At 67.0% G+C, this 15,559-nt stretch carries 15 protein-coding genes; 12 read left to right on the top strand and 3 right to left on the bottom strand.

The features are described from left to right. Positions 1 to 8 precede the first annotated feature (8 nt). The 6 genes from rpsK to dsbD all read left to right on the top strand — a co-directional run bounded on the left by rpsK (position 9) and on the right by dsbD (position 5,480). On the top strand, positions 9 to 407 hold the full coding sequence (gene rpsK / locus ACREYQ_RS15975) for a 30S ribosomal protein S11 (protein ID WP_010812376.1): 399 nt from the start codon (positions 9 to 11) through the stop codon (positions 405 to 407). Positions 408 to 720: 313 nt separating this feature from the next. Continuing rightward, the gene (gene rpsD, locus ACREYQ_RS15970; RefSeq protein ID WP_432258520.1) at positions 721 to 1,344 is read left to right on the top strand and encodes a 30S ribosomal protein S4; all 624 of its coding nucleotides are present in this window, start codon (positions 721 to 723) and stop codon (positions 1,342 to 1,344) included. Between the two features lie 165 nt (positions 1,345 to 1,509). Beyond that, complete coding sequence (locus ACREYQ_RS15965) at positions 1,510 to 2,490, top strand: DNA-directed RNA polymerase subunit alpha (protein ID WP_432258519.1); 981 nt, start codon at positions 1,510 to 1,512, stop codon at positions 2,488 to 2,490. Between the two features lie 135 nt (positions 2,491 to 2,625). After that, entirely contained in the window at positions 2,626 to 3,021 is a 396-nt protein-coding gene (gene rplQ, locus ACREYQ_RS15960; protein WP_010812373.1) for a 50S ribosomal protein L17, read from the top strand. 123 nt (positions 3,022 to 3,144) lie between these two features. Further along, positions 3,145 to 3,501 (top strand): divalent-cation tolerance protein CutA, encoded by a 357-nt coding sequence (gene cutA / locus ACREYQ_RS15955; RefSeq protein WP_432258518.1) that lies wholly within the window; start codon positions 3,145 to 3,147, stop codon positions 3,499 to 3,501. A 71-nt stretch (positions 3,502 to 3,572) separates the two neighbouring features. Then, the gene (gene dsbD / locus ACREYQ_RS15950; protein WP_432258517.1) at positions 3,573 to 5,480 is read left to right on the top strand and encodes a protein-disulfide reductase DsbD; all 1,908 of its coding nucleotides are present in this window, start codon (positions 3,573 to 3,575) and stop codon (positions 5,478 to 5,480) included. An 18-nt stretch (positions 5,481 to 5,498) separates the two neighbouring features. Here the strand turns inward: dsbD and ACREYQ_RS15945 are convergent, their stop codons facing one another. The 3 genes from ACREYQ_RS15945 to yihA all read right to left on the bottom strand — a co-directional run bounded on the left by ACREYQ_RS15945 (position 5,499) and on the right by yihA (position 8,671). After that, entirely contained in the window at positions 5,499 to 6,701 is a 1,203-nt protein-coding gene (locus ACREYQ_RS15945; protein WP_432258516.1) for a magnesium transporter CorA family protein, read from the bottom strand. A 21-nt stretch (positions 6,702 to 6,722) separates the two neighbouring features. After that, on the bottom strand, positions 6,723 to 7,715 hold the full coding sequence (gene hemB / locus ACREYQ_RS15940; RefSeq protein ID WP_432258515.1) for a porphobilinogen synthase: 993 nt from the start codon (positions 7,713 to 7,715) through the stop codon (positions 6,723 to 6,725). 254 nt (positions 7,716 to 7,969) lie between these two features. Continuing rightward, entirely contained in the window at positions 7,970 to 8,671 is a 702-nt protein-coding gene (gene yihA / locus ACREYQ_RS15935) for a ribosome biogenesis GTP-binding protein YihA/YsxC (protein WP_432258514.1), read from the bottom strand. A 500-nt stretch (positions 8,672 to 9,171) separates the two neighbouring features. On the opposite strand from yihA, the gene ACREYQ_RS15930 reads away from it, so the two are divergent. From ACREYQ_RS15930 to ACREYQ_RS15905, 6 genes are all read left to right on the top strand, one after another. Further along, positions 9,172 to 9,831 (top strand): c-type cytochrome, encoded by a 660-nt coding sequence (locus tag ACREYQ_RS15930; RefSeq protein ID WP_432258513.1) that lies wholly within the window; start codon positions 9,172 to 9,174, stop codon positions 9,829 to 9,831. Positions 9,832 to 10,018: 187 nt separating this feature from the next. Further along, positions 10,019 to 12,223 carry a cytochrome c biogenesis protein ResB gene (locus ACREYQ_RS15925; protein WP_432258512.1) on the top strand — a complete coding sequence of 735 codons (2,205 nt, stop codon included), beginning with the start codon at positions 10,019 to 10,021 and terminating at the stop codon, positions 12,221 to 12,223. 16 nt (positions 12,224 to 12,239) lie between these two features. Further along, a complete protein-coding gene (ccsB, locus tag ACREYQ_RS15920; protein ID WP_432258511.1) occupies positions 12,240 to 13,442 on the top strand; it encodes a c-type cytochrome biogenesis protein CcsB in 1,203 nt (400 codons plus the stop codon). Positions 13,443 to 13,588: 146 nt separating this feature from the next. Continuing rightward, on the top strand, positions 13,589 to 14,020 hold the full coding sequence (locus ACREYQ_RS15915) for a COG4315 family predicted lipoprotein (protein WP_432258510.1): 432 nt from the start codon (positions 13,589 to 13,591) through the stop codon (positions 14,018 to 14,020). Between the two features lie 29 nt (positions 14,021 to 14,049). Beyond that, positions 14,050 to 14,592 carry an RNA polymerase sigma factor gene (locus ACREYQ_RS15910; RefSeq protein WP_432258509.1) on the top strand — a complete coding sequence of 181 codons (543 nt, stop codon included), beginning with the start codon at positions 14,050 to 14,052 and terminating at the stop codon, positions 14,590 to 14,592. Next, a complete protein-coding gene (locus ACREYQ_RS15905) occupies positions 14,589 to 15,428 on the top strand; it encodes an anti-sigma factor family protein (protein ID WP_432258508.1) in 840 nt (279 codons plus the stop codon). The genes ACREYQ_RS15910 and ACREYQ_RS15905 overlap by 4 nt, the downstream gene beginning before the upstream one ends. Positions 15,429 to 15,559 lie beyond the last annotated feature (131 nt).

Genomic DNA, 15,559 nt, shown 5'->3' with positions numbered 1-15,559 from the left:
AGAAACTAATGGCAAAAGGTCCGAATAACGCCGCTCGCGCGCGTAAAAAGGTCAAGAAGAACGTTGCCGACGGCATTGCGCACGTCCACGCCTCGTTCAACAACACCATCATCACGATCACCGACCGTCAGGGCAACGCCCTGTCGTGGGCGACCGCCGGTGGCCAGGGCTTCAAGGGTTCGCGCAAGTCGACCCCGTTCGCTGCCCAGGTTGCTGCCGAGAACGCCGGCCGCGTGGCGCAAGACCAGGGTATCAAGAACCTGGAAGTGCGCATCAAGGGCCCCGGCCCGGGTCGTGAATCGGCTGTCCGCGCACTGAACGCGCTGGGCATCAAGATCGCGATCATCGAAGACGTCACGCCGATTCCGCACAACGGCTGCCGTCCGCCGAAGCGCCGCCGCATCTGAGCGTTGGTGTGTCCGGACCCGGTAGGTTTACCTGCCGGTTTCGGATATGGTAGTATCGCGCGTTGACCTGCTGCATTTTAATGCGGCAGGTTTTCGTTTTGCGTCGAGGGAATGTCTCTTAAGGCACATTCCCATGCCGGCGCACTGGTAAATGCTTGCAGCGTCGTACCCGGCCATACGTGGCAAGGGGGCACGCTTAATAAGCCCACCGTCCGTCACGGTCTCCCGGGTGCAACATCGCACCGCGGAAGTACTGCGTTGACGGACTCGCGGCGCGTCCTGAAGGCGCCGCGATCGATCAAAGGAAGACAACGTGGCACGTTATACCGGCCCGAAGGCCAAACTTTCCCGCCGTGAAGGCACCGACCTGTTCCTGAAGAGCGCACGCCGCTCGCTGGCCGACAAGTGCAAGCTGGACAGCAAGCCCGGCCAGCACGGCCGTACCTCGGGTGCCCGCACCTCCGACTACGGCAACCAACTGCGTGAAAAGCAGAAGGTCAAGCGCATCTACGGTGTGCTCGAGCGCCAGTTCCGCCGCTACTTCGCCGAAGCCGACCGCCGCAAGGGCAACACCGGCGAAAACCTGCTGCAACTGCTGGAATCGCGCCTGGACAACGTCGTGTACCGCATGGGCTTTGGCTCGACCCGCGCTGAAGCGCGCCAGCTGGTGTCGCACAAGGCGATCCTGGTGAACGGCCAGACCCTGAACGTGCCGTCGGCCCAGATCAAGTCTGGCGACGTCGTCACCATCCGCGAGCAGTCGAAGAAGCAAGTCCGTATCGCTGAATCGCTGTCGCTGGCCGAGCAGTCGGGCTTCCCGGCCTGGGTGGCGGTGGATTCGAAGAAGTTCGAAGGCACCTTCAAGCAAGTGCCGGATCGCGCCGATATCTCGGGTGACATCAACGAAAGCCTGATCGTCGAACTGTACTCGCGTTAATCACGCGAGCGGAACGGCCAGAGCTTGCGTTCGCCGCAAAGCTTCTCTTCAGCCCGACGCGCTGTACGCGCGGTCGGGCTTCGCCCATCTCGCGATGGGATTTTCAGGTTCCAAACGTCAGCCTTATCGGTGTAACGAGCCGAGGGTATTGAAAAGGACAACCTAATGCAAACAGCACTCCTCAAGCCAAAAATCATTGCCGTCGAGCCTCTGGGCGACCATCACGCCAAAGTCGTGATGGAGCCGTTCGAGCGCGGCTACGGCCATACGCTCGGTAACGCCCTGCGTCGCGTGCTGCTGTCGTCGATGGTCGGCTATGCACCGACCGAAGTCACGATCGCTGGGGTGGTCCACGAGTATTCCACCATCGACGGCGTGCAGGAAGACGTCGTCAACCTGCTGCTCAACCTGAAGGGCGTCGTGTTCAAGCTGCACAACCGCGACGAAGTCACGGTGTCGCTGCGCAAGGATGGCGAAGGCGTGGTCACGGCTGCCGATATCGAGCTGCCGCACGACGTCGAGATCATCAACCCGAGCCACGTGATCGCCCACCTGTCTGCCGGCGGCAAGCTGGACATGCAGATCAAGGTTGAGCAAGGCCGCGGCTATGTGCCGGGCAACGTGCGCAAGTTCGGCGACGAGTCGGGCAAGGTCATCGGCCGCATCGTGCTGGACGCTTCGTTCTCGCCGGTGCGCCGCGTGTCGTATGCGGTTGAGTCCGCTCGCGTGGAACAGCGTACCGACCTGGACAAGCTGGTGATGAACATCGAAACCGACGGCGTGATCTCGCCCGAGGAAGCGATCCGCCAGTCGGCCCGCATCCTGGTCGACCAGCTGTCCGTGTTCGCCGCCCTGGAAGGCACCGAGTCGGCAGCGGAAGCTGCATCGAGCCGCACGCCGCAGATCGACCCGATCCTGCTGCGCCCGGTCGACGACCTGGAGCTGACGGTGCGCTCGGCCAACTGCCTGAAGGCCGAAAACATCTACTACATCGGCGACCTGATCCAGCGTACCGAGAACGAACTGCTCAAGACCCCGAACCTGGGTCGCAAGTCGCTCAACGAGATCAAGGAAGTCCTCGCCTCGCGTGGCCTGACCCTCGGCATGAAGCTCGAGAACTGGCCGCCCGCAGGTCTGGAGAAGTAATGGTGGCGCGGGATATCCGTCCCGCGCCGCGGTAACCGCCCTGGCTTCGGCCGGGGCTTGTATGACTACCGGCCCGCGTCCAGCCGCATCGGACGATAGAAGAGCTGGTCAAACACTTAACTGAAAGGAATCATCATGCGTCACCGTCATGGTCTGCGGAAACTGAACCGCACCTCGTCGCACCGTCTCGCGATGCTGCGCAACATGTCCAACTCGCTGTTCCAGCACGAGCTGATCAAGACCACCGTGCCCAAGGCCAAGGAACTGCGCAAGGTTGTCGAGCCGCTGATCACGCTGGCCAAGAAGGACACCGTTGCCAACCGCCGCCTGGCTTTCGCCCGCCTGCGCGACCGCGACATGGTCACCAAGCTGTTCACCGAACTGGGCCCGCGCTACGCCACCCGTCCGGGCGGCTACACCCGCATCCTCAAGTTCGGCTTCCGTCAGGGCGACAATGCGCCGATGGCGCTGGTCGAACTGGTGGATCGTCCGGAAATCACCGAAGCCCCGGCCGAAGAAGCCGCGGAATAAGGTAGTTTCCCGCCCGCCGCCGCGGCGACGGGTCCGGGCACACCGCTTACAATCGAGCCAGGCATCTGCCTGGCTCTTTTGTTTTTGCGGCCACGGCCGCTGCCTGGCGCAAGGAGAGTGTCGATGCAAAGCCATACAGACCCGGACGAGGTGATCGTCGTCATCACCAATGCGCCCGATGCGCAGACCGCGGCGCACTTGTCCCGGGCCGTGCTGCAGGCGCGCGCCGCCGCCTGCGTGAACCGATTGGCGCCGGTCGAATCCGAGTACTGGTGGCAGGGCAACCTCGAAAGGGCACAGGAGTGGCCGTTGCTGATCAAGACCACGCGCGCACGCTACGCTGCGCTGGAGGCCGTGATCCGGCAACATCACCCCTACGACGTACCGGAGCTCATTGCCTGGCCCGTGACGGCGGGTTACCCGCCTTACCTGGCGTGGGTCCGCAGCGAGGCCGCGAGCCCCACGGGGCCGGCAGAATAAGGCCGCGGCGTCCCCGGCGCAGCAGCAGGTACGGCGGCATCCCCAATTCAAGACAGACAGGAACCAGTTTCATGAACATCGGTTTGGCACTTCCGGAGCGCGCGCGCGGGCAGGTTTGGGCGCGGCATATTGCCGCAGTGCTGCTGGCGGCGCTGGCCTGGCTGTGCCTGGCGGGCGGCGCGCGCGCCGCCACCGAGGACGACTTCCTGCCGCCGGAGCAGGCCTACCGCTTTGCCGCCAGCCAGCTCGACGACAAGACCATCGAGGTGCGCTTCGAGGTTGCCCCCGGTTACTACATGTACCGCGAGCGCTTCCACTTTTCCGCACAACCCGCCGACGTGAAGCTGGGCACACCCGTGTATCCGCACGGCCAGGTCAAGTTCGACGAGACCTTCGGCAAGGAGATGGAGACCTACCGCGACAGCGTGGTCATCCGCGTGCCGGTGGAGGCGGCGCCGGCCGACGGCAAGTGGTCGCTGACGGTCACTTCGCAGGGCTGCGCCGACAAGGGCCTGTGCTATCCGCCGATGGAGAGCGTGTACAAGGTTGGCGGCAGCGGCCTGGCCGACCTGTTCGGCAAGCGCGCACGCACGGATGCGCCCACGGCGTCGCCGGCACCGGAGCCGGCCACGCCTGGCGCGGCGGTGGTGCTGCGCGGCGACGACAGCGACCGCATCGCCGGCGCGCTGGCCAGCCGCAACCTGGGCCTGATTGCCGCGCTGTTCTTCGGCCTGGGCCTGCTGCTGACCTTTACCCCATGCGTGCTGCCGATGGTGCCGATCCTGTCGTCGATCGTGGTGGGCGAGCACGTCACCCGCGGCCGCGCGCTGGTGGTGTCGCTGGCCTATGTGCTGGGCATGGCGGTGGTGTACACCGGGGTCGGCGTGGCCGCGGGGCTGCTGGGCGAGGGCCTGTCGGCCGCGCTGCAGACGCCGTGGGTGCTGGGCGCGTTTGCAGCGCTGATGGTGGCGCTGTCGCTGTCGATGTTCGGGCTGTACGAGCTGCAGCTGCCGCAGCGCTGGCAGATCCGCCTGACCGAAACGTCCAACCGCCGCCAGGGCGGCCAGGTGGCCGGCGCGGCGGCGATGGGCGCGATCTCGGCGCTGATTGTCGGACCGTGCGTCACCGCGCCGCTGGCCGGCGCGCTGGCCTATATCGCGCAGTCCCGCGATGCCGTGATCGGCGGCGCGGCGCTGTTCGCGATGGCGCTCGGCATGGGCGTGCCGCTGGTGCTGGTGGGGGTGGGGGCGGGCAACCTGCTGCCGCGCGCGGGGCGCTGGATGGAGGTTACCAAGCGCTTCTTCGGCTTCCTGCTGCTGGGCGTGGCGCTGTGGATGCTGGCGCCGGTGCTGCCGGCCTGGACCACGATGCTGGCGCTGGCGGCGCTGCTGCTGGTGGCGGCGGTGTTCCTGGGCGCCTTCGACGGGCTGGGCCCGGATCCGCGCAACCTGGCGCGTGTCGGCAAGGGCGTGGGCGTGCTGTTTGCGATCGCCGCGGCGATCGTGCTGATCGGCGTGGCCTCGGGCGGGCGCGATCCGCTGCAGCCGCTGTCGCACCTGAGCGTGGCGCGCGGTGGCGCGGAAGCCGCGGCCGGCGCGCAGGCGTTGCGCTTCGAGCGCGTGCGCAGCGTGGCGGAACTCGACGCCCGCGTGGCCCAGGCCGCGGCCGCGGGCAAGCCCGTGCTGCTGGATTTCTATGCCGACTGGTGCGTCAGCTGCAAGGAAATGGAGCACATGACCTTCGTCGATCCGCGCGTGAGTGCGCGGCTGTCGGAGATCGTGCTGCTGCAGGCGGACGTGACCGCCAACAATGCCGACGACAAGGCGCTGCTCAAGCGTTTCGGCCTGTTCGGGCCGCCCGGCATCATCCTGTTCGGCGCCGACGGACGCGAGCGCCCGGTGCGGGTGATCGGCTACCAGTCGGCCAACCGCTTCCTGGAAAGCCTGGAGCGCGCCTTCGGCACGCGCACGCGTACCTGAGGCGTACCCAGCCCTGCGCTAGCGCTCCAGCTGCCGTGCCAGCCCCCATAGCGCGGCCAACACCACCACCACGGCACCCATCAGGCCGATCGACCACCAGAACCCCTGTGGCTCGCGCAGCCAGGGCATGCGGTCGAAGTTCATGCCGAACACCCCGGTGATCAGCGTCAGCGGCATGAACAGCGCCGTGATCAGCGTCAGCGCGCGCATGGTGCGGTTGGTCCGGTGCGCCACCGCCGAGAAGTGGATCTGCACCGCGGATTCGATCGAATCCTCCAGTCGGCGCGCATGCGCGAGCACGCGCTGGATATGCTCCATCACGTCGTTGATGCGCACCAGCAGCAGCTCGTCGCGCCCCGGTGCATCGGCCGCGCCGTCGGGCTGGTCGCTGCTGTAGCGGTTGTCGAGCAGGCTGTCGCGGAATTCCTGCAGCGCGTCGCGTTGTTCCTCGCTCAGGTGTTCCAGCTTGCGCAGCTGGATGCGCGCATCGAGCAGGCCTTCCCAGCTTGAGAAGCTGCGGCGCGAATTGAGCAGCGCGCGCTGCCAGCGGTCGAGCTGGCGCGTCAACGGCGCGCGCAGCTCCAGGTAGCGGTCGACCATCGCATTGAGCAGGCGCAGCATCAGGTCCTCGGGCCGGCTTGGCGGGCGCACGCCGTGCAGCAGCGCCTGGCCGTTGCCGCGCGCGGGGGCGGCCTGCGGCCGTGGCCCCTGGCACAGCTCCAGCAGGCGCTGGCGTACCTGGTCGACCGTGCGCGACTGCCCGGAGCGCACCGTGACCAGCACGGTATCGAAGACGAAGAACGTGACCGGCTGCGTGTCGATCCTGGCCAGCGCCGGCAGGAAGCCGGGCGGATGGCGCTTGGGGCGGGCAGCAGGCGCTTTCATCGTGCCCGCCGTGGCCTCCTGCGGCTCGGCCTCGGCGATGGCGCGGCTGGTCTCGAAGGTCAGCTTGCGGAAAATCACCATGTCGTACGCATTGGTCGTATCGAAATACGACGGATGCGCGGCGTTGGTGGCGTCGGTCAGGTGCAGGTCCAGGACCGGCGCGCCGGCAAGCTGGCGCACGCTCTCGCGCCAGGCATCCGGCGCGGCGGTGACTTCCTCGGTGGAGAAGTCCGCCCAGACGAACAGCGATGCGGCATTGCCGCTGAGGAAGCTGCCCGCCTCGGTGAGCGAGGCAAGCGGGTGCACCTGGCTGGCCGAGAAGCCGAGCAGTTCCATAGGCCCTTGTCCGTTACCCGCTCAGGCCTTCAGCAGCCGCGCGGCGTCGCGTGCGAAATACGTCAGGATGCCGTCGGCGCCGGCGCGGCGGAAGGCCAGCAGCGATTCCATCATGACCTTGTCGTGGTCCAGCCAGCCATTCTGCGCGGCGGCCTTGAGCATCGCGTACTCGCCGCTGACCTGGTAGACGTAGGTCGGGAAGCGGAACTCGTCCTTGACGCGGCGCAGGATGTCCAGGTACGGCATGCCGGGCTTGACCATCACCATGTCGGCACCCTCCAGGATGTCCTGCGCCACTTCGCGCAGGGCCTCGTCGGTGTTGGCCGGGTCCATCTGGTAGGTCATCTTGTTGCCCTTGCCCAGGTTGGCGGCCGAGCCCACCGCGTCGCGGAAGGGGCCGTAGAACGCCGACGCGTACTTGGCCGAGTACGCCATGATGCGGGTATGGATATGGCCGTTGTCTTCCAGCGCGGTGCGCACTGCGCCGATGCGGCCATCCATCATGTCGGACGGGGCGACGATGTCGACACCGGCTTCGGCCTGTGCCAGCGCCTGGCGCACCAGGATTTCCACCGTCACATCGTTGATGACGTAGCCGTTGTCGTCGAGCACACCGTCCTGGCCGTGGCTGGTGTACGGGTCGAGCGCCACGTCGCACAGCACGCCAAGCTCGGGGAAGCGGTCCTTGAGCGCGCGCACGGCGCGCGGCACCAGGCCTTTGGGATTGGTGGCCTCAATGCCGTCCGGGGTCTTCAGCGACGGGTCGATCACCGGGAACAGCGCGAGCACGGGGATGCCCAGCTTGACGCAGTCTTCGGCCACCGGCATCAGCAGGTCGACCGATACACGCTCGACGCCCGGCATCGACGCCACCGCCTGGCGCTGGTTCTGGCCGTCGAGGATGAAGACGGGATAGATCAGGTTGTCCGGGGACAGGCGATGCTCGCGCATCATGCGACGGGAGAAATCATCGCGGCGCATGCGGCGCGGGCGGTATTCGGGGAAGGTGGACATGGCGGGCTTTTTGACTGAAGCACTGGACAGAAAGCAGACCGGCAAGCACGGCGCGCGCAGCGTCATGCGGCTGGCCGAAGAAAAACTAAACTTTTGAGCGTGCCCGCTATCATACTCGCGGACACATTGCGTTGCGCCCTGCGTGGCGCGGTGTCCCCCGCTACTCCTCCCTGAGCGGGTACCCGCCCCAGCGGCGGGAAAGTTTGTCCCCGCTGCTTGCAGCGGGGCTTTTTTTCTGTGCGCTGGGCAGAGGCTTACTCAGCCGGATCGGCAGCGGGCGGCTCCGCTTTTTCAGGGGCGCCCTTCTGTTCGGCCTTCTGCGCTTCCGGCAGGTTCAGCCAGCCGGCGATCACGCCCTGCGCCTCTTCGATGCCGCGGCGCTTCAGGCTGGAGAACAGCTGTGCCGTCATCGGTACCGGCGTTTCCATCTGCTCGGCGTAGCCCTGCAGCATCTTGCGCGTCTCGCGCAGCGCCTTGGCGTTGTCGCTGTTGGTGAGCTTGTCGGCCTTGGTCAGCAGCACGTGGATCGGCCGGCCCGTGGGCAGGAACCACTCCACCATCTGGCAATCGAGATCCGTGAACGGCCGGCGCGCATCCATCATCAGGATCAGGCCCGACAGCTGCTGTCGCGTCTGCACGTAGTCGCTCAGCAGGCCCTGCCAGTGGTACTTGGCCGAGCCCGAGACCTCGGCATAGCCGTAGCCGGGCAGGTCGACCAGGAAGGCGAGCGGGTCGGGTGCCTTGACCGGCGCCACCGAGAAATAGTTGATGTGCTGCGTGCGCCCGGGAGTGCGCGACGAGAACGCCAGCCGCTTCTGGTTGCACAGGATGTTGATGGCCGTGGACTTGCCGGCGTTGGAGCGCCCGGCGAACGCCACCTCAGGCACGGCCGTGGCGGGCAGGTCGCGCAGGTGGTTCACGGTGATGAAGAAGCGGGCCTGGTGAAGAAGGGACATGCGCAAGAGCGGTGGGGCGGGCCGCGGAGGCAGCGCGCAGTACGCATGCCGGGGCCGGGGTCTCGCCAGGGTGGGATGGCTGGCGGCCTGGGCCGCCCGCCGGGGTTGATCTGGCGCAGCCCGATGGGGGCATGACAAGGCGCAAGGCATCAATCCGGCACATAACTTATTGTACAATACGACGGTTTACGGTCTCCTGAACGGGTGACGCGTGGCATCCACGGCCACGCGCCTCGGCTGCCGTCGTCCGGGCGGGAAGCCTAGTGTGTCGTTCCATCGTGGGCAAGGCCTTGCCCCGCATTGCGCGTTGCGCCGAAGGGTGCTGCGGCGGCGGGAGCGGGCTGGCGGGGTCTGCCGCCACGGCCAGCACTATGCGGATCGGTCAGCCGCACGCGGGTCGCCACGATACCAGCCTTTTGCACCGGCGCGTCCTCACCGCCGGCAAAGCGCCGGGCCGGCACGCATCACGGTATCCAAAACAATTCAGAGAAGGTGTGCGAATGAACCGCATTGCGAAGATTCTGGGTGTCCTGGCTCTGGCCGTTCCTGCCGCCGCCCTTTCCGGACTGGCATCTGCCACAGAGCAGGCCGCCGCAAAGGCTGACCCGGCCAAGGGTGAAACGCTGTTCACGCAAGGTGCCCCCGATCGCAATGTGCCCGCCTGCCTGAGCTGCCACGGCGCCGCCGGCAACAGTGCCGCCGCCGCCAACCCGAAGCTGGCCGCACAGCATCCTGAATACATCCACAAGCAACTGGCCGACTTCAAGTCCAAGGCACGCGGCAACGCCATCATGATGCCGATGGCGTCGGTGCTGACCGACGAGGAAATGCGCAACGTCGGCGCCTACCTGGCCAAGCAGTCGCTCAAGCCGGCCACCGCCAAGAACAAGGACACCATCGAAGCCGGCCAGAAGATTTACCGCGGCGGCATTGCGGCCAAGGGCGTGCCGGCCTGTGCCGCCTGCCACGGTCCCACCGGTGCCGGCATTCCTGCCCAGTACCCGCGTATCGGCGGACAATGGGCGGACTATACCGAGGCACAACTGGTGGCATTCCGCCAGGGCACCCGCAAGAACAACCCGGTCATGACGACCATTGCCGCCAAGATGTCGGATGCCGAGATCAAGGCGGTGGCGGATTACGTCGCCGGCGTTCGTTAACGATTCCGCGACTCTGCCGGCGCCTGCGAGGCGCCGGCGCGTTGGTTTGGCGGCCCCCGTTCCAGCGGGTGTGCCGCGTCATGCAACCGAACGCGCTTGTCACAATCGAAAAGGGTGGCCTGCTTGCCAAAGCATGTCCACCCTTTATTCATTTCCAAGCTGCACGTTGTTTTAGGTTTCACTGCACATGTCGACCGCTTCCACTTCAGGGCTGCACCTGAAGACCTCTCACCGCGTGCTGCGCGACGCGGTCGAATTGTTGTCCTCGATGCGCTTCGCGATCACGCTGCTGACGGTGATCGCCATCGCCAGCGTGATCGGCACCGTGCTCAAGCAGAACGAGCCGTATCCCAACTACGTCAACCAGTTCGGGCCGTTCTGGGCCGACGTGTTCCACACGCTGTCGCTGCAGAAGGTCTATGGTTCCTGGTGGTTCCTGCTGATCCTGGCCTTCCTGGTGGTGTCGACCAGCCTGTGCCTGGTGCGCAACGCGCCCAAGATGGTGGCGGACATGCGCTCGTGGAAGGACCATGTGCGCGAGCGCAGCCTGCGCGCCTTCCATCATCGCGGGGAGTTCGACGGCGCGCGCCCGCGCACCGAGGCGGTGAGCCGCCTGTCGGCGCTGCTGCGCAACCGCGGCTACCGGCTCAAGGCAGTCGAGCATGACGGCGCCACGCTACTGGCCGCCAAGGCCGGCGCCGCCAACAAGGCCGGCTATATCCTGGCGCACACCGCCATCGTGGTGATCTGCATCGGCGGCCTGCTCGACGGCGACATGCTGATCCGCGCGCAGATGTGGCTGGGCGGCAAGACCCCGCTCAGCGGCAACGCGGTCATCAGCGAAATCCCGCCCCAGCACCGGCTCTCGACGAGCAACCCGGGCTTCCGCGGCAACGCCTACGTGCCCGAGGGCTCTACCGTTTCCACGGCCATCCTGAATATCGCCGATGGCGCGCTGGTGCAGGACCTGCCGTTCGCGCTCACGCTCAAGAAGTTCAAGGTCGATTTCTACGAGACCGGCATGCCCAAGCTGTTTGCCTCGGATGTGATCGTGACCGACCGCGCCACCGGCAAGCAGACCGAGGCCACCATCAAGGTGAACGAGCCGCTGATCGTCGACGGCATCGCCATCTACCAGTCCAGCTTCGAGGATGGCGGCTCGCGCCTGAAATTCGTCGGCTACCCGATGCAGGGCAGCGGCCACGGCACCTTCACCATCGACGGCGCGGTGGGCGGCAACAAGCCGCTGGCGGGCACCGGCACCGGCGCGGACGGCGAAGGGCTGACGGTCGAGTTCAGCGATTTCCGGCTGATGAATATCGAGAGCGTCACCGATGCCTCGGGCAAGCCCGACGCGCGCGGCGTGGCACGCAAGTCCTTCAACGAGACGCTGGAAAAGCACCTGGGCGCTGCGGCCAGCACCGACCGCGCCAAGACGCTGCGCAATGTCGGTCCGTCGGTGCAGTACAAGTTGCGCGACCGCACCGGCCAGGCGCGCGAGTACAACAACTACATGGTGCCGGTGCAGATGGATGGCCAGTCGGTGTTCCTGGCCGGCATGCGCGAGTCGCCCAGCGAGCCGTTCCGCTACCTGCGCATTCCCGCCGACGACCAGGGCAGCGTGGCCGACTGGATGCGCCTGCGCGCCGCGCTGCAGGACCACGCCCTGCGCGGCGAGGCCGCGCGCCGCTTTGCGCTGGCATCGATGCCCGGCGATGACAAGGCCGAGCTGCGCCGCCAGCTGGCGGAGAGCTCGCTGCGCGCGCTCGACCTCTTTGCCGGCGCCACCCGGCCCAGGCCGGATTCGCCGCCGGGCGGCTTCACCGCGATCGCAGCCTTCCTGGAAAAGTCCGTGCCTCCGGCCGAACAGCAGAAGGCCGCCGACGTGCTGCTGAAGATCCTGAACGGCTCGATGTGGGAGCTGTGGCAACTGGCGCGCGCGCAGGACAAGCTGCCGGTGGTGGCCAACAGTGCGCAGAGCGGCGCCTTCCTGCAGCAGGCCATCAACGCGCTGTCGGATAGTTTCTTTTACGGCGCACCGGTGTTCCTGCAGCTCGACGACTTCAAGGAAATCAAGGCCAGCGTGTTCCAGCTGACCCGTGCGCCGGGCAAGAACATCGTGTATCTTGGCTGTCTGCTGCTGGTGCTGGGCGTGTTCTCGATGTTCTATATTCGCGAGCGCCGGGTCTGGATCTGGGTGAAGGACAAGCTCGCCGTGGGCGACACCGGGCCAGGCAGCCATGTGCTGATGGCGATGTCGACCCAGCGTCGCACCATGGATTTCGAAAGGGAATTCACGGCGTTGCGCGACGATATCGGCCGCGCCGCAGGGGGCCGCGCCGAAGTGCCCGAATCCGCCGGCTCCTCCGGTCCCTCCGGCACCACACACTGAATTGAGCAGGTACGCTATGTCCTCAAATGTGAACCAGGCCAACCCCGCCATGCGCGGCGCCGCGCGCGCCGACACCGGTGGCGCTGACGAGGCCTATCTCGAACCCTCCTTCCTGCGCCGCCTGACCTGGGTGGACTGGCTGTTCGCACTGGCGCTGGCCGTCGGCGCGGGCGTGGCGCTGTCGCGGTACGGGCAGTGGATGAACGGCTACGACAAGGCGGTGCTGATCGCCGCCGTGCCCACCTTTGCACTGCTCGGCTGGCACTGGAAGGCGGTGCGCCTCCTGATGCCGGCGCTGGCGGTGCTGTCGCTGTTCGCGATCCAGCTCTACCACGGGCAACTGGCGCGCGCGGAACAGGCCTTTTTCCTCAAGTATTTCCTGTCGAGCCAGTCGGCCATCCTGTGGATGAGCGCGCTGGTGTACCTGTCCACGCTGTTCTACTGGGTCGGGCTGGCAACGCGCTCGGACACCGGCTACAGCATTGGCAGCAAGCTGTGCTGGGCCGCGGTGGTGCTGGGCTTCACCGGCCTGCTGGTGCGCTGGTACGAGTCGTACCTGATCGGGACCGACATCGGCCATATCCCCATCTCGAACCTGTATGAAGTGTTCGTGCTGTTTACGCTGATCACTTCGCTGTTCTACCTGTACTACCAGGGCCGCTACGCCACGCGCGCGCTGGGTCCGTTCGTGATGCTGGTGGTGTCGGCGGCGGTCGGCTTCCTGCTGTGGTACACGGTCAGCCGCAATGCGCAGGAGATCCAGCCGCTGGTGCCGGCGCTGCAAAGCTGGTGGATGAAGATCCATGTGCCGGCCAACTTCATCGGCTACGGTACCTTTTCACTGGCGGCGATGGTGTCGGTGGCCTACCTGCTCAAGCAGCACGGCATCCTGGCCGAGCGCCTGCCGTCGCTGGAGCTGCTCGACGACGTGATGTACAAGGCGATTGCGGTCGGCTTTGCCTTCTTCACCATCGCCACCATCCTGGGCGCGCTGTGGGCCGCCGAAGCCTGGGGCGGCTACTGGAGCTGGGACCCGAAGGAAACCTGGGCGCTGATCGTCTGGCTGAACTACGCGGCCTGGCTGCATATGCGCCTGATGAAGGGCCTGCGCGGCTCGGTGGCGGCCTGGTGGGCGCTGGTCGGCCTGCTGGTGACGACTTTCGCGTTCCTGGGCGTCAACATGTTCCTGTCGGGCCTGCACAGCTACGGCGAACTGTGACCGTTCCCATGTTGCGATGCAAAAACCTGCCTTCGGGCAGGTTTTTTTATCTTTTTTGCAACGTGACGGAATATAGGCATCACATCCGGTGTTTACTGGAGGAGCGGTGCCGGCTGGCGGCACCGGTACGCATGGAGAAAAAGATCATGGCAAGTCTGCGTCCTACTTCTGCTGCATCCCTCGTTCGTCCCGCCGTGCTTGCGCTCGGCTGTGCGGCGGTCCTGCTTGCCGGCTGCGCCGGCATGAGCGGTGGCACCGCCGGCAACATGCCGCCCACGGTGAAGGTGGCCGACGGCGTGCTGACCGATCCGCAGGGCCTGACGCTGTACACCTTCGACCGCGACACCGCCGGCAGCGGCAAGAGCGCGTGCAACGGAGCCTGCGCCAGCAACTGGCCGCCGCTGATGGCCGCGCCGGGGACCAGTGCCTCGGGCCAGTACACCATCATCACGCGTGACGACGGCGGCAAGCAGTGGGCGTACCGCGGCATGCCGCTGTACCGCTTCGGCAAGGACGCCAAGCCGGGCGACCGTGGCGGCGACAACATCAACAACGTCTGGCACGCCGCCAAGCCCTGACGCGCCAGTAGCACCCGCGCAGCCACAGCATGGAAGGGTTTGACGGCCAGCTCGTCGCGCTGGCGCCGCGGCTGCGGCGCCATGCGCGCGGCCTCACCGGCGACGCGGCGCTGGCCGACGACCTGGTGCAGGACACGCTCGAGCGCGCGCTGCGCTACCGCTGGCGCTTTCACCTGCGCCCCGGCGCGTGGTGGGGCGATGGCGCCGATGGCCTGCTGCCGTGGCTGCTGACGATGATGCACCGCCTGCGCCTGAATACCCTGCGCAGGAAGGATCTGGTGGTCACCACCGATACGCTGCCCGAGGTCAGCGGCCCCGCGGATGACCCGGGCCTGCGCCGCGACCTGGTGCAGGCGCTCGCGCAGTTGCCCGAGCCGCAGCGCGCGGTGCTGCTGCTGGTCAGCCTGGAACAACTGACGTATGCCGAGGCCGCGCGCGTGCTGGACGTGCCGCAGGGCACGGTGATGTCGCGCCTGGCGCGGGCGCGCGAGCAGATGCGCCGGCTGCTCGACGACACGGCGCCCGCTGCCGCGCCGGCAGCTGCGGGCAAGCCCTTGCAGCGGGTGAAATGATGTCCGCCATCCACGAAGCCGATCTCCACGCCTACGCCGATGGCCAGCTGTCCGGCGCGCGCCGCGCGGCCGTGGAGGCGTACCTGGCGCAGCACCCGGACGCGGCGGCGCAGGTGGCCGCCTGGCGCCGGCAGGCCGATGCCCTGCATGGCACGCTGGATCCCGTGCTGAATGAACCGGTGCCACTCGCGGCGCTGCCGCCCGGGCTGCACGGCGATGGCGGGCGCAATGCCGCGCGGCCCAGGCCGCGCTGGGCCATGGCGCTGGCGGCCACCTGCGCATCGGTCGCGCTGCTGGCCGTGGGCGGCGCGCTTGGCTGGCTGGCGCATGGCCGGCTTGGCAGCAGCACGCTGGTGCTGGCCCCGGGCGAGCGCTTTGCGCGCGAGGCGCTGGCCACGCACGCGGTCTACGCGCCGGAGATGCGCCACCCGGTGGAAGTCGCGGCGACCGAAGAGGCACACCTGATCGCCTGGCTGTCCAAGCGCCTGGGCACGGCACTGCAGGTGCCAGACCTGCGCCCGCAGGGCTTTCACCTGATCGGCGGCAGGCTGGGCGTGGCCGAAGGCGGCCCGTCGGCCATCCTGATGTATGAAGCGGACGACGGCACGCGCCTGTCGCTGCAACTGCGGCGCATGGCGCGGGGCACGCCCGATACGGGCTTCCGCGTCGAGCGCATGTCAGGCGAGGGGACCACGCGGCCAGCGCCGGGCCGCGACCCGATGATGGCCTTCTACTGGATCGACCGCGACCTGGGCTTTGCGCTGGCGGGAACGCTGGAGCGCGCGCGGCTGCTGACGCTGGCGCAGGTGGTGTACCAGCAATACCAGGGCGGATAGCCGGACGGAAATGCGGGCGCACGCAGCGCTTGCTGCACATGGCACGCGGTTGGCGCGTCATGACCTGCTTCGTTTCGAAGCATCCAAAAAAGCTGTCAGGACTGGCCCGCACTCCGCGACCAAGCCCCGAG

It is taken from the genome of Cupriavidus sp. TMH.W2 (assembly GCF_050847365.1).
Lineage (GTDB): Bacteria > Pseudomonadota > Gammaproteobacteria > Burkholderiales > Burkholderiaceae > Cupriavidus.
The sequence above is the reverse complement of the archived record's forward strand: the minus strand, read 5'-3'. Positions and strand labels throughout refer to the sequence as shown.

Bases quoted from the DNA above. Each gene is read 5' to 3' on its own strand.
- rplQ (WP_010812373.1), top strand. From the start codon at position 2,626: ATGCGTCACCGTCATGGTCTGCGGAAACTGAACCGCACCTCGTCGCAC.
- ACREYQ_RS15965 (WP_432258519.1), top strand. From the start codon at position 1,510: ATGCAAACAGCACTCCTCAAGCCAAAAATCATTGCCGTCGAGCCTCTG.
- dsbD (WP_432258517.1), top strand. From the start codon at position 3,573: ATGAACATCGGTTTGGCACTTCCGGAGCGCGCGCGCGGGCAGGTTTGG.
- ACREYQ_RS15905 (WP_432258508.1), top strand. From the start codon at position 14,589: ATGATGTCCGCCATCCACGAAGCCGATCTCCACGCCTACGCCGATGGC.
- rpsK (WP_010812376.1), top strand. From the start codon at position 9: ATGGCAAAAGGTCCGAATAACGCCGCTCGCGCGCGTAAAAAGGTCAAG.
- ACREYQ_RS15925 (WP_432258512.1), top strand. From the start codon at position 10,019: ATGTCGACCGCTTCCACTTCAGGGCTGCACCTGAAGACCTCTCACCGC.
- ACREYQ_RS15915 (WP_432258510.1), top strand. From the start codon at position 13,589: ATGGCAAGTCTGCGTCCTACTTCTGCTGCATCCCTCGTTCGTCCCGCC.
- yihA (WP_432258514.1), bottom strand. From the start codon at position 8,671: ATGTCCCTTCTTCACCAGGCCCGCTTCTTCATCACCGTGAACCACCTG.
- ccsB (WP_432258511.1), top strand. From the start codon at position 12,240: ATGTCCTCAAATGTGAACCAGGCCAACCCCGCCATGCGCGGCGCCGCG.
- ACREYQ_RS15930 (WP_432258513.1), top strand. From the start codon at position 9,172: ATGAACCGCATTGCGAAGATTCTGGGTGTCCTGGCTCTGGCCGTTCCT.
- cutA (WP_432258518.1), top strand. From the start codon at position 3,145: ATGCAAAGCCATACAGACCCGGACGAGGTGATCGTCGTCATCACCAAT.
- ACREYQ_RS15910 (WP_432258509.1), top strand. From the start codon at position 14,050: ATGGAAGGGTTTGACGGCCAGCTCGTCGCGCTGGCGCCGCGGCTGCGG.
- hemB (WP_432258515.1), bottom strand. From the start codon at position 7,715: ATGTCCACCTTCCCCGAATACCGCCCGCGCCGCATGCGCCGCGATGAT.
- ACREYQ_RS15945 (WP_432258516.1), bottom strand. From the start codon at position 6,701: ATGGAACTGCTCGGCTTCTCGGCCAGCCAGGTGCACCCGCTTGCCTCG.